The following is a 12767-nucleotide window of genomic DNA, read 5'->3' on the forward strand; positions in this document are numbered from 1 at the left end:
TGCGGGGCGTCAGGCGCCGGCCGGCACCTCGGCCAGCAGCCGCCTGATGTCCCGTACCGCCGCGCGTCCGGCCCGGTTGGCACCGATGGTGCTGGCGGACGGACCGTAGCCGACCAACTGGATCCGCGGGTCGGCCACCGCCCGGGTGCCCTCGACGCGGATGCCGCCGCCCGGCTCGCGCAGTCGCAGCGGCGCGAGATGGTCGATGGCGGCCCGGAATCCGGTCGCCCACAGGATGACGTCGGCGGCCACCCGATGTCCGTCCTCCCACTCCACCCCGTCCGGGGTGATGCGGTCGAACATCGGCCGACGGTCCAGCACGCCGTCGGCGAGGGCCTGGCGTATCGCGTCGTTCAGGGGCAGCCCCGTCACCGAGACCACGCTCCTGGGCGGCAGCCCCTGCCGCACCCGCTCCTCGACGAGGGCGACGGCCGCCCGGCCGAACTCCTCGGTGAACGGCCCCTCGCGGAAGACCGGCGGTGTGCGCGTCACCCAGGTCGTGGCAGCCGCGTACGGCGCGATCTCCATCAGATGCTGGGTGCCGGAAGCGCCGCCGCCGACGACGACCACCCGCTGCCCGGCGAACTCCTCGGGTCCGGGGTACTGCGCGGTGTGCAACTGCCGTCCGCGGAAGGTCTCCTGCCCGGGGTAGCGCGGCCAGAACGGACGGTCCCAGGTGCCCGTCGCGTTGATCAGCGCGCGCGCCGACCAGGCACCACCGGACGTCTCGACGAGCAGCCGTCCCCCGGTGCCCTCCCGGACGGCCGTCACCTCCACGGGCCGCCGCACCCGCAGGTCGAAGGCGCGCTCGTACGCGGCGAAGTACTCGGCGATGACCTCCGAGGACGGCCGCGCCGGATCCGCGCCCTCCAGCTCCATGCCGGGCAGCGAGTGCATCCCGTGCACCTTGCCGTAGGTCAGGGAGGGCCAGCGGAACTGCCACGCGCCACCGGGACGCGGCGCGTGGTCCAGCACCACGAAGTCGCGCTCCGGCTCGAAACCGGTGCGCCGCAGGTGGTGGGCGCTCGACAGTCCCGCCTGTCCCGCGCCCACCACCACGACATCGATCTCGCGCGCCCGGACCCCAGTGTTGTTCACGCTTCTACCAACTCGGCCGGAGTCGGAGATCTTCCCACCGGCGGCCCCGATGTGATCCACCCGACGGGAGCGGGCAGGAGGCCGCCCCGCGGTCCGTGGCGGCGCACCACCGCGGGTCAGCGGCCGCCCGCGACCAGCAGCGGCGCACCGGCCCCGGCCGTCGCAGGGGACGCCGCCTCCCGGCGTCGCGGCAGCAGCCCCCGGGCCGCCAGCACCGGGACCACGCCCTCCCCGAACCAGTACGCCTCCTCCAGGTGCGGGTAACCGGAGAGCACGAAGTGCTCGATGCCCAGACCGTGGTACTCCTCGATCCGGTCGGCGACCTCCGCATGACTGCCGACGAGGGCGGTGCCCGCGCCGCCGCGTACGAGACCCACACCCGCCCAGAGGTTCGGGGAGATCTCCAGTGCGTCACGGGAGCCGCCGTGCAGCGCCAGCATGCGCCGCTGGCCGACCGACTCACTGCGACCGAGCGCCGACTGCGCGGCCGCGATCGTGTCCGCGTCGAGGTCGTCGAGCAGCCGGTTCGCGGTCGACCAGGCCGCGGCGGAGGAGTCGCGCGAGACGGAGTGCAGTCGGATGCCGAAGCGGACCGTACGTCCTTCCCGCGCGGCCAGCGACCGGATCCAGTCGATCTTCTCCCGCACCTGGGCCGGCGGCTCGCCCCAGGTGAGATAGACGTCCGCGTGCCGGGCGGCGACCGGCCCCGCGGCGGCGGACGAACCGCCGAAGAAGATCTCCGGCAGCGGGTCGGGCGGCAGCGCCGTCAGTCCCCCCTCGATCCGGTAGTGGCTGCCCTCGAAGTCGAAGGGCTGTCCGCCCCACACCCCGCGCACCACGGACAGGAACTCGTCCGTGCGCGCGTACCGCTCGTCGTGGTCCAGACGGTCGCCGAAGCGCCGCTGCTCGGCCGAGTCGCCACCGGTGACGACGTTGAGGAGCAGCCGTCCCCGGGTGATGCGCTGGTAGGTCGCCGCCATCTGCGCCGCCAGGGTCGGCGAGACGACACCGGGCCGGAACGCCACCAGGAACTTCAGCCGTTCGGTGTGCTGGGCCAGCGCCACCGTGGTCAGCCAGGCGTCCTCGCACCACGTGCCCGTCGGCGTGAGCACCGCCTCGAAGCCCAACTGCTCGGCGGCCTTGGCGATCTGGGCCAGGTACTCGATGTCGGGGGCCCGGACCCCGTCGGCCGGCCGGGCGCGCCCGACGGCGTTGGACGTGTACGCGTGCCGGTCCACCAGGGTGCGGCCGTCGCCGCCGGTCGGCAGGAACCAGTGAAGATGGACGGTCATGATCACGACTCCTTGAAGACGCGGGGAGCGGTGGTGGACGGCGGCAGACCGCCGTTGAAGCGGGTGTCGACGAACGACGAGAAGTCGACCTTGCGCGGGATGAGCCCGAGCCCGGTGAAGGTGTCCGCGATCCGCTGCTCGGAGGCGACGAGCGGCTGGTCGACGGCGACGGCGACGCGGCTGGCGTTGGTCCGCTTCACCGAGGCGAGCGCCACGTCGTACGGCAGCCCGGTGTCCTTCGCCCACACCTTCGCCCAGGCCTCCGGGTGGTTGTGGACCCAGTCCTGGGCACGGCGCAGCCGCCCCAGGTAGTCCTTGACCGCCGCTGCCTTCTTGCCGTCCTCCAGCGCTCCCGGCGCGGCCACCTGGAAGCTCAGCCCGTTGACCACCCCGTCGCCGTCGGCCAGGATCCGGCCCTTACCCGCCTCCAGCACCTGCGAGGTGTACGGGTCCCACACCGCCCACGCGTCCACCTTGCCGCCGGTGAACGCGGCCAGCGCGTCGGCGGGCTGCAGGTACTTGACCTTCACGTCGCTCAGCTTCAGGCCGGCCTCCGCGAGCGAGGCGATCAGCTGGTAGTGCGCGGACGAACCCTGCGCGACGGCTATCGACCTGCCCTTCAGCTCCTCGGGGCGCTTCAGCGGGGAGTTCTTCGGCACGAGGACCGCCTCGCCCTTGGACGTGCCGTGCCAGGCGGCCACCACCGAGATCTTGGACCCGGCGCCGGCCGCGAAGACGGGCGGGGTGTTGCCGACACCGCCGATGTCGACGGCCTTGGCATTGACGGCCTCCAGCAGCGGCGGTCCCGAGGTGAACGTGGACCATTTGATCTTGTAGTCGAGGTCCTTGAGCTCCCCGGCGGCTCGCAGCACCGCCTCCGAACCGCCTTTCTGGTCACCGACGTCGAGGGTGAGGGAACCCTTGCCGTCGGTCCGGGATCCCGCGGAGGTCTCGGCGGTGGAGGTGCCCCCGCAGGCGGTGAGCAGCAGGGCGAGGGGGAGCAGGGCGAGGGGGAGCAGCGCGGGGGGAGCGGGGCGTCGTCGCATGGCTTGGTCCGTTCGGTCGGTACGGATGGGGGGCGGGCCTGGGCGTCGCGTGGTCGGGGCGGGAGGTCCGGGGCGGGGACGGTTCAGGACGCGCTGTCGACGCCCAGGCGCTCCAGGAGCCCGGCCCGCAGTGCGGCGAAACGGGGGTCGGCGATGTCCCGCGGACGCTCCAGGCCGACCCGTGTCTCGTGGGCGATCACGCCCCCGTCCATGACCAGGACGCGGTCGGCGAGGAGCAGCGCCTCCTCCACGTCGTGCGTCACCAGCAGGACCGCGCAGCCGCGCCGCCGCCACAATTCGCCGACCAGCCGCTGCGCCGTGATCCGGGTGAGGGCGTCGAGCGCGCCGAACGGCTCGTCGAGCAGCAGGAGATCGGGTTCGCGTACCAACGCCCGTGCGAGGGAAGCGCGTTGGGCCTCTCCGCCGGAGAGCGTCCGGGGCCACGCGTCGGCGCGGTGGGTGAGGCCGACCTCGGCCAACGCCTCGTCGGCGAGCGGGCGTCCGGGCTTCCCGGGCAGTCCGAGCAGGACGTTGCGCCACACCTTCTTCCACGGCATCAGCCGTGGCGCCTGGAACGCGACGGCCTTGCGGCGCGGGACGAGGACGGAGCCCTCGATGTCGCGGTCGAGCCCGGCAAGGATGCGCAGCAGCGTGGACTTGCCGCAGCCGCTGCGGCCCAGCAGCGCGACGAACTCACCCCGTTCGAGGGTGAGGTGGAGGTCATCGATGACGGCGCGGCCGTCGAAGGCGCGGGTGAGTCCCTGGACGCGTACGGCCGGGTGCGGTGCCGACGCCTCCGCCCGTACGCGCGACCGTGCCGACGGCTCCGCCTCTCCCGCCGCCCGCGATCGCGCCTTCGTCTCCGCGGGACCGGGTGCCGGTGCCGGTGCCGGTGTGAGTGTCGGTGCCGCTGTGGGTGCCGGTGCGGGTGCCGGTGCGGGTGACTGGGCCTCAGGGGACGCGGGCGGGTGCGCCGATGCCCCCGCGCTCTCCGTGGTCACCGGCCTGTGAACGTCGGTCGCCATTGCAGCAACAGCCTTTCGAGGGAACGGACGATGAAGTCGGCGAGCAGGCCGAGGAAGGCGTAGACGATCAGACAGACCACGATCACGTCGGTCCGCAGGAAGTCGCGGGCCTGCACCATGAGGAAGCCGATCCCGGCGTCCGCGTTGATCTGCTCGGCGAAGACCAGCGCGAGCCAGGCGATCCCGAGGGAATAGCGGAGCCCGGTCATCGCCCCGGGCAGCGCGCCCGGCAGCACGACGTGCCGGACGAGTCCCCAGCGGGAGAGCCCGAGCGACTCCCCGGCCTCGATCAGCCGGGAGTCGACCCCGCGGATACCGGCGTACACGTTCAGATAGAGCGGGAAGGAGACGCCCAGCGTGATGATGGCGATCTTCGGGGCCTCGCCGATCCCGAACCAGATGATGAACAGCGGGATCAGCCCGACGAAGGGCACGGTCCGCAGCATCTGCACGCTCGCGTCGACCAGATCCTCGCCGACCCGGAAGAGACCGGACACGAGGGCGAGACCCGTGCCGATGACCACCCCCGTCAGCAGCCCTGCGGCGACGCGTTGCAAGGACACGCCCATGGCGTTCGGCAGGGAGCCGTCGGCGACCAGACCGGCGCCGACCCGGGCGATGGTGCCGGGCGGAGCGAGCACGTCGGGGGTCAGCACACCTGTGACGCCGAGGAGTTGCCAGAGCGCGAGCAGCAGCAGCGGTCCCGAGGTGCGGCGCAGCCACCGGGGGACACGGGCGCGGCGGGCGGAGACCGGGACGATCGGAACGAGTTCGGGTGGCTCCGGCGGCCGAACGGTGTGCTCGGAAGCGGCGGATGTTCCGGGAAAGCCGGTCCCGGAGGGGCCGGGCGGGGCATGACTGATGGTCATGGATGCTCCACGGGGAGGAGAGCGGCCGGAGGCGGGTACGCCCGAGCCCCGCCGCGTCAGGAGCCGGATGCGGGCTCGTGACGTGCGGGTGGGGCGGAGCGCGGGCGCGCCGGGAGGGAAGAGGGCCGTGCGGGCGGCCAGGGGTGAAAGGGCGTCAGCAGCCGCGGCGACACGCGGCGGAGGCCACCCGCAGCAGGTCGATGTGACCGCGCGTGGTGAGCAGGGCTGAACGCAACATGCGGCAGAAAGTAGTCAGCCTGTCGATGCCCGGTCAATGGTGTCTCGCGGACTGGACCCCGTCACCACGGCCGCCGGTCCGGTCGTAGGCGCAGCCCGGCGCACGGGTGAGAATCGGGGCATGTCCGATGCCTTCACCACCCGAGTCCTGAACATCACCACCGGCTCCGCGGAGACGGTCGTCGATCTCACCCGCGACTGCGAGGCCTTCCTGCGGGAGGCGGCGGCCGGGCGCGACGGTCTGCTGAACGTCTTCGTACCGCACGCCACGGCCGGGATCGCGGTCATCGAGACCGGCGCCGGAAGCGACGACGACCTCCTCGCCGCCCTGCACGCGCTGCTCCCCTCCGACGACCGCTGGCAGCACCGCCACGGCAGCCCGGGTCACGGCCGCGACCACGTGCTCCCGGCACTCGTCCCGCCGCACGCGACCCTGCCCGTGCTCGGCGGACGGCTGGAGCTGGGGACCTGGCAGTCGGTGTGCCTGGTCGACACGAACGTCTCCAACCCCGAACGCCAGGTGCGGCTGAGCTTCCTCGGCTGAGCGAGCGCGTTCCGCGAGGCCCGTCGCGCACGGCGTCCGCGGGGCGGGCCGGGGTCCGCGGGGCACCCCTTGATGATCTTCACGATGGCGGGGACGCACGACCGGCCGGTGATGATTCGGCCCAGGCTGTTCTGGTCCGGGTGTAGACAGGGCAACAGTCACGAGGGCGCCCCGTCGGGCGCGCCCGTCGCGAACGTCAGGAAGGGACTGTGCATGTTCCGGAAGGTACTTGTCGCGAACCGTGGTGAGATCGCCGTCCGCGCGTTCCGCGCCGCCTATGAACTGGGCGCGGGAACGGCGGCGGTGTTCCCCTACGAGGACCGCGGCTCGCTGCATCGTCTCAAGGCCGACGAGGCCTACGAGATCGGCCGGAGAGGGCACCCGGTGCGTGCCTATCTGTCGGTCGAGGAGATCGTGGGAGCGGCACGCAGGGCCGGGGCCGACGCCGTCTACCCCGGTTACGGATTCCTGTCCGAGAACCCCGAGCTGGCGCAGGCCTGCGAGGAGGCCGGGATCACGTTCATCGGGCCCAGCGTCGGTGTGCTGGAACTGACCGGGAACAAGGCGCGCGCGGTCGCCGCTGCACGCGCGGCGGGCGTCCCCGTCCTGGGGTCGTCGCAGCCGTCGACCGATCTGGAGGAGCTGACGGCCGCCGCACGGGACGTCGGCTTCCCGCTGTTCGTCAAGGCGGTCGCCGGCGGCGGCGGGCGTGGCATGCGGCGCGTGGACGACCCGGCGCACCTGCGCGAGGCCATCGAGGCGGCGTCCCGCGAGGCCGAGTCCGCCTTCGGCGACGCCACGGTCTTCCTGGAGAAGGCCGTCGTCGACCCCCGCCACATCGAGGTGCAGATCCTCGCCGACGGCGAGGGGAACGTCATCCACCTGTTCGAACGGGACTGTTCGGTGCAGCGGCGCCATCAGAAGGTCGTCGAACTGGCACCCGCACCCAACCTCGACCCCGCGCTGCGGGAGCGCATCTGCGCCGACGCGGTGGCCTTCGCGCAGAGCATCGGATACCGCAACGCCGGCACCGTCGAGTTCCTTCTCGACCGGGACGGCAACCACGTCTTCATCGAGATGAACCCGCGGATCCAGGTCGAGCACACGGTGACCGAGGAGGTCACCGACGTCGACCTGGTCCAGGCGCAACTGCGCATCGCCTCCGGCGAGACCCTGGCCGACCTCGGCCTCTCCCAGGACCGGATCCAGCTGCGGGGCGCCGCACTGCAGTGCCGGATCACCAGCGAGGACCCGGCCAACGGGTTCCGGCCCGACACCGGCACCATCAGCGCGTACCGCTCACCGGGCGGCTCCGGGATCCGGCTGGACGGCGGTACCGCCTTCGTCGGTTCGGAGATCAGCGCCCACTTCGACTCCATGCTGGTCAAACTGACCTGCCGGGGACGGGACTTCGCCACCGCGGTACGGCGCGCCCGGCGCGCGGTCGCCGAGTTCCGCATCCGCGGGGTGGCCACGAACATCCCGTTCCTGCAGGCGGTCCTCGACGACCCGGACTTCCAGGAGGGCCGGGTCACCACCTCGTTCATCGAGGAACGCCCGCATCTCCTGACCGCCCGCCACTCCGCCGACCGCGGCACCCGCATCCTCACGTACCTCGCCGACGTCACGGTCAACAAGCCGCACGGCGAACGCCCGCACCTGATCGACCCCACGACCAAACTGCCGGACGTCCCCACCGGCGCACCGCCCGCCGGGTCGAAGCAGCGGCTGACGGAGCTCGGGCCGGAGGGCTTCGCGCGGTGGCTGCGGAAGTCGCGCTCCGTGGCGGTCACCGACACCACCTTCCGGGACGCCCACCAGTCCCTGCTGGCCACCCGGGTGCGTACCAAGGACCTGCTGGCCGTCGCCCCCACGGTGGCCCACACGCTGCCCGAGCTGCTCTCGCTGGAGTGCTGGGGCGGCGCCACCTACGACGTGGCCCTGCGGTTCCTGTCCGAGGACCCGTGGGACCGTCTGGCCCGGCTGCGCGAGGCGGTGCCCAACATCTGTCTGCAGATGCTGCTGCGCGGCCGCAACACGGTCGGCTACACCCCGTACCCCACGGAGGTCACCACCGCCTTCGTCGAGGAGGCCACCCGGACCGGCATCGACATCTTCCGCATCTTCGACGCGCTCAACGACGTCGGCCAGATGCGGCCAGCGATCGACGCCGTGCGCGAGACGGGCTCGGCCGTCGCCGAGGTCGCCCTGTGCTACACCTCGGACCTGTCCGACCCGGCCGAGAAGCTCTACACACTCGACTACTACCTCCGGCTCGCCGAGCAGATCGTCGACGCCGGCGCGCACGTCCTGGCGATCAAGGACATGGCCGGACTGCTCCGGGCGCCCGCCGCCGCGAAACTGGTGACCGCGCTGCGCAGGGAGTTCGACCTGCCGGTCCACCTGCACACCCACGACACGGCGGGCGGCCAGCTGGCCACCTACCTCGCCGCGATCGACGCGGGTGCCGACGCCGTGGACGGGGCGGTGGCCTCCATGGCGGGCACCACCTCGCAGCCGTCGCTGTCCGCGATCGTCGCGGCGACCGACCACTCGGAGCGGCCGACCGGACTGAGCCTGCGGGCGGTCGGCGACCTCGAACCGTACTGGGAGATCGTCCGCAGGATCTACGCGCCGTTCGAGGCCGGTCTCGCCTCGCCCACCGGACGCGTCTACGACCACGAGATCCCCGGCGGTCAGCTGTCCAACCTGCGCGTCCAGGCACGCGAACTGGGCCTCGGCGACCGGTTCGAGGACATCGAGGCGATGTACGCCGCAGCCGACCGCATGCTCGGCCGCCTGGTCAAGGTCACCCCGTCGTCCAAGGTGGTCGGCGACCTCGCCCTGCACCTCGTCGGCGCGGGCGTCCCGCACGAACGGTTCGCGGCCGACCCCGGCGCGTACGACATCCCGGACTCCGTGATCGGTTTCCTGCGCGGCGAGTTGGGCGATCCGCCCGGCGGCTGGCCGGAGCCGTTCCGCAGCAAGGCCCTGAAGGGCCGCGCCGCGCCCAGGCCGGTCGTCGAACTGTCCGGCGAGGACCGCGACGGACTGGAGAAGGACCGCCGGGCCACCCTCAACCGGCTGCTCTTCCCGGGCCCGGCCAAGGAGTTCGAGGCGCACCGCGACGCCTACGGCGACACCGGCGTGCTCCCGAGCAAGGACTTCTTCTACGGTCTGCGGCCGGGGGAGGAGCACGAGGTGGACCTCGACCCCGGGGTGCGGCTCCTCATCGTCCTGGAGGCGATCGGCGAAGCGGACGAGCGCGGCATGCGTACCGTGATGGCCACGCTCAACGGCCAGCTCCGGCCGATCCAGGTGCGTGACCGCTCGGTGGCCTCCGACCTCCCGGCGGCGGAGAAGGCCGACAAGACGGACCCGAAGCACGTGGCGGCACCGTTCGCCGGCGTGGTGACGCTGTCGGCCGCGGCCGGGGACCAGGTCGAGGCGGGTGCGACCATCGCGACGATCGAGGCGATGAAGATGGAGGCCGCCATCACCGCCCCGGTCGCCGGAACGGTGGGACGTCTGGCCATCACGTCCGTCCAGCAGGTGGAGGCGGGCGATCTGCTGATGGTGATCGACTAGGCGGGGCGGGGCGGTGCGGGTCGGTGCCGGCCGTCGCCGACCGGCACCGACCGGCGACGGCCCTCGCAGGCCGGGCGCCCGCGCGCAGGGAGTGGTCCGGGTCCCGGACCGGGTCACTGCTCCCGTATTCCCCACGGCGACCCGTACGCGGTGAGCAGGTCGAGGAAGGGGCGGGCCGAGAACGCCTCGGGGCCGAGGACCCCGGCGCCGCTCCACGCCCCCGTGGCCAGGAGTTCGAGGGCCACGACCGGGTTGACGGCCGTCTGCCACACCACCGCCTGGGAGCCGTACTCGGCCATCGACCACTGGTTGTCGACGACGTGGTACAGGTAGACCTCGCGCGCCGCGCCGTCCTTGGTGCCGCGCACCCACGTGCCCGCGCAGGTCTTGCCGTGCATGCGCTCGCCGAGCGTGGCCGGGTCCGGCAGACACGCGGCCACGACGTCCCGCGGCGACACCCGCACCGGGCCCGCGGCGCTCGGCACGGTCACCGGGTCCGTGCGGTCCAGCCCGAGCAGATGCAGCGTCCTGAGGGTCTGGATGAACTCCTCGCCCAGGCCGTACTTGAAGGTCACCCGCCGCGCGTCGATCCAGCGCGGCACGAGCAGCACCTCCTCGTGCTCCACGTTCACGCACTCCACCGGACCGATGCCCTCGGGGAAGTCGAAGACCTCCGGCTCGCTGAACGGCGCCGTGGTGAACCAGCCGCGGTCCGCCTCGTAGACGACCGGCGGGTTGAGGCACTCCTCGATGGTGGTCCAGATGCTGAAGGACGGAGCGAAGTCGTAGCCGTCGACGGTGAGGTTCGCACCGTCGCGGATGCCGATCTCCTCGATCTCGTCGAAGAGTTCGTCGGCGGCGTAGCGCGCGAAGACGTCGGACAGCCCCGGTTCGACCCCCATGCCGACGAGAGCGAGCGCGCCCGCCTTCTCCCAGTCGGCGGCCTGCGCGAACTGCGCGTCGCCGAGCATGACCCCGCACTCGTCGTACGGCCGCTCGGGATGCGGGCGCGACAGGGACATCGCCATGTCGACATAGGTGGCGCCGGCCGCGCGCGCCGCCTGGAAGAGGGGCATCACGAACCGTGGATCGGTGGCGTTGAGCAGGACGTCGCACCCGTGCCGGCTCAGCAGCGCGGTCACCGCGGCCTGGTCGGACGCGTCGACACGCTCGGCACGGAAGCGGCCGGCGTCGGCGAGCGCGGCGACCGCGGCCTCGGCGCGGCCCAGGTCGTAGTCGGCCACGACCATCGTCTCGAAGAAGGGGCGACGGGCCGCGATCCGGGTGATGGCGGTGCCCACACCGCCGGCTCCCACAAGCAGAACACGCATGACACGGACTTCCTCTCTGCGGAGAAGGGACGTGCCCGCGCGGACCGGGAAGCGGCGCCCCTGGCGGCCGATCCAACGCCCGGCGCTCGGATAAGGTCAATGGTGTTGGCATAAGAGCCGAGGCGCGGCGGGACCGGGAGAGCGAGGTGGCGACGGTGCCGAAAGCGGTGGTTCCCGAGGAGAAGCGGCGGCGTCGGCGCCCCACCAGGAGCGGCACCGTGCTGTCCGAGCGGCTCATCGTCGAGACGGCCCTCAGGATGCTGCGGGAGCACGGCAGCGCGGGACTCAGCGCGCGCCGGCTGGGCCTGGCCCTGGACGCCGATCCCAGCACCCTGTACCGGTACTTCCGCGGTATGGACGATCTGACCCTGGCGATCGGCGACGCGCTGATCGGCCAGGCCCTGGAGGGCTGGCGGCCCACGGGGAAGTGGCGCTCGGACCTGCGCGGCCTCGGGCTGCGCATCCACGCCGTGTACGTCGGTCATCCGCAGGCGGCCCTGCTGACCGCGAACCGGGTCACCGGCCGGGCCCACGAACTGGCGGCCGACGAGGCCATCCTCGACGTCCTGCGCACGGCGGGGTTCCCGTTGCCCGACACGGTACGGATCTATCAGGCCTTCATCGACCAGACCCTCGCCTTCGCCGCCCTCGACGCTGCCTCTCTGGCACTGCCCCGGGAGAGCCGCAGCGCCGACGAGGACATGTGGCGTTCGACGTACGCGCGTCTGCCGCGTGCCACCCATCCCCGGATCGCGGAGGCGGCACCCCTCCTGGTGGCCCGCATGGTCGACAGCGCCTATCCGACGGCCCTGGAGATGCTGTTGGACAGCGCCGCGGCGCAGTGGCGGGCGCTGCGGGTCCGCTGACGTCGACGTCGTCCGGACGTCTCGCGACCCGCGTCCGGACGGTGGCGGGAGCGCTCCCACGGCGGGAGGATACGGCTCATGACTCACGAGCCGACGATCCGCCCGTACCGGGCCGAGGACCGCGCCGCGGTGGCCCACGTGTGTGTGATGACGGCCCACGAAGGAGGGGACTCGCGGGCCGTCCACCCCGACCTGGAGCTGATGCCGACCCTGTTCGCCCACCCCTACTGCCACCTCGAACCGGAATTGGCCTTCGTGCTCGACGACGGGACCGGTCGGGCGGTCGGCTACGTGGTGGGCACCTCCGACACCGCGCGGTTCGTCCGGGACTTCCGGGACGTCTGGATCCCGGCCGTCGCCCCGCGCCACCCCCGGAGCGCGACGCCGCCGCGCTCGCCGAGCGAGGAGATGGTCGACCTGCTGCACCACCCCGAGCGCATGATCCTGCCCGAACTCGCCGCGTATCCGGCGCATCTGCACATCGACCTGCTCCCGGACTGGCAGCGCAGGGGCCACGGCCGGGCGCTGATGGACACCCTCCTCGGGGCGCTCGCCGGTCGCGGTGTCCCGGCCGTCCACCTCGGCATGGTCACCGCCAACACCTCCGCCCGCGCCTTCTACGACCGCCTCGGCTTCCACGTGATCCCCGTACCGGACCCGGGACCCCTGACGTATCTCGGCAGGCGGACGGGCCGGACGCGCCGCTCGCCCTGATCCGCACGGGAGGTGCGGGCGGCCGTGTGCCGGGGAGAGGGAGGGGCCGGACTCAACCTTATGAGGATCTCCTGCCTCTTTATGAGGAGACGTCCTGCGGTCGGTGGGGGGAGAGGGCATTGCTTGGGGCGGCGGAAGAACGTCACGGCGATGTCGG

At 72.5% G+C, this 12767-nt stretch carries 11 protein-coding genes; 4 read left to right on the plus strand and 7 right to left on the minus strand.

The window, feature by feature from the left end:
- Positions 1-9 precede the first annotated feature (9 nt).
- The 6 genes from OG776_RS35350 to OG776_RS42520 form a co-directional block, all read right to left on the minus strand.
- On the minus strand, positions 10-1098 hold the full coding sequence (locus OG776_RS35350) for an NAD(P)-binding domain-containing protein (protein WP_148008098.1): 1089 nt from the start codon (positions 1096-1098) through the stop codon (positions 10-12).
- 116 nt (positions 1099-1214) lie between these two features.
- Positions 1215-2390, minus strand: coding sequence for an LLM class flavin-dependent oxidoreductase (locus OG776_RS35355; RefSeq protein ID WP_148008099.1), 1176 nt, complete (start codon positions 2388-2390; stop codon positions 1215-1217).
- A gap of 2 nt (positions 2391-2392) precedes the next feature.
- A complete protein-coding gene (locus tag OG776_RS35360) occupies positions 2393-3436 on the minus strand; it encodes an ABC transporter substrate-binding protein (RefSeq protein ID WP_329323140.1) in 1044 nt (347 codons plus the stop codon).
- Between the two features lie 83 nt (positions 3437-3519).
- Entirely contained in the window at positions 3520-4461 is a 942-nt protein-coding gene (locus tag OG776_RS35365) for an ABC transporter ATP-binding protein (RefSeq protein WP_443077301.1), read from the minus strand.
- A complete protein-coding gene (locus tag OG776_RS35370) occupies positions 4434-5330 on the minus strand; it encodes an ABC transporter permease (RefSeq protein WP_148008100.1) in 897 nt (298 codons plus the stop codon). Before OG776_RS35370 ends, OG776_RS35365 begins: the two co-directional genes overlap by 28 nt.
- A 154-nt stretch (positions 5331-5484) precedes the next feature.
- Positions 5485-5568 (minus strand): putative leader peptide, encoded by an 84-nt coding sequence (locus OG776_RS42520; protein WP_349817350.1) that lies wholly within the window; start codon positions 5566-5568, stop codon positions 5485-5487.
- Between the two features lie 120 nt (positions 5569-5688).
- On the opposite strand from OG776_RS42520, the gene OG776_RS35375 reads away from it, so the two are divergent.
- Together OG776_RS35375 and OG776_RS35380 are read left to right on the plus strand one after the other, a co-directional pair.
- Entirely contained in the window at positions 5689-6111 is a 423-nt protein-coding gene (locus OG776_RS35375) for a secondary thiamine-phosphate synthase enzyme YjbQ (RefSeq protein WP_148008101.1), read from the plus strand.
- Between the two features lie 213 nt (positions 6112-6324).
- Positions 6325-9699 (plus strand): pyruvate carboxylase, encoded by a 3375-nt coding sequence (locus OG776_RS35380; protein WP_329323142.1) that lies wholly within the window; start codon positions 6325-6327, stop codon positions 9697-9699.
- Between the two features lie 113 nt (positions 9700-9812).
- Here the strand turns inward: OG776_RS35380 and OG776_RS35385 are convergent, their stop codons facing one another.
- The gene (locus OG776_RS35385) at positions 9813-11030 is read right to left on the minus strand and encodes a saccharopine dehydrogenase family protein (protein WP_329323143.1); all 1218 of its coding nucleotides are present in this window, start codon (positions 11028-11030) and stop codon (positions 9813-9815) included.
- Positions 11031-11185: 155 nt separating this feature from the next.
- On the opposite strand from OG776_RS35385, the gene OG776_RS35390 reads away from it, so the two are divergent.
- Positions 11186-11896, plus strand: coding sequence for a TetR/AcrR family transcriptional regulator (locus OG776_RS35390; RefSeq protein WP_148008104.1), 711 nt, complete (start codon positions 11186-11188; stop codon positions 11894-11896).
- 78 nt (positions 11897-11974) lie between these two features.
- Positions 11975-12610 (plus strand): GNAT family N-acetyltransferase, encoded by a 636-nt coding sequence (locus OG776_RS35395; RefSeq protein WP_329323144.1) that lies wholly within the window; start codon positions 11975-11977, stop codon positions 12608-12610.
- The last annotated feature ends 157 nt before the right edge of the window (positions 12611-12767 follow it).

The sequence above is a fragment of the Streptomyces sp. NBC_01689 genome, assembly GCF_036250675.1.
Taxonomy (GTDB): domain Bacteria; phylum Actinomycetota; class Actinomycetes; order Streptomycetales; family Streptomycetaceae; genus Streptomyces.